General features: G+C 68.6%; 1 pseudogene. It reads left to right on the forward strand.

Annotation, left to right across the window (positions count from 1 at the left end):
- Positions 1 to 590, forward strand: a pseudogene (locus tag AC1RT2_RS32195) (5-guanidino-2-oxopentanoate decarboxylase); the annotation flags it as partial.

A 590-nucleotide genomic window follows, 5' to 3' on the forward strand; every position in this document is an offset into this window, starting at 1 on the left:
GACGCCTGGCCGCTGCCCGGCCGCGCCGCCGCCGATCCCACCAGCATCGCCAGGGCGGCAACGATCCTCAAGGCCGCCAAGCGCCCGCTGATCATCGCCGGCGGCGGCGCGGCCGATGCGGCAGCCGAGATCGCCGCCATCGCGGAAAAACTCGACGCACCGGTCTTCATGACGATCAACGGCCGCGGCATCCTGAAGCCCGGTGACCCGCGCATCATGACCGGCAATCTCAGCATGCAGCCGCTGCTCGACGAACTTGCGGCAAGCGACGCGATCCTCGCCATCGGTACGGAGTTCGGCGAGACGGAAATGTATCCCGAGCCAAAACCGCTTTCCTTCGGCGGCCCGCTGATCCGCATCGACATCGACCCGGCGCAGATCGTCACCGGGCTGCGCGCAGACGTGCCGATCGCCGCCGATGCGAAGCTTGCCGCGACAAGCCTCAACGCCGCGCTCGGCGAGGGTCGGACTGCCGGGGACGGTGCCGCGCGGGCAAAAACCGTGCGGGAAAAAGTGGATGCCGGGCTGTGGCCCGCCTGCCGCACCCATGGCAAGCTGATGGAGGTCATCACCAAAGCTCTGCCCGATGC

The sequence above is a fragment of the Shinella sp. GW821-FHT11G07 genome, from assembly GCF_058808115.1.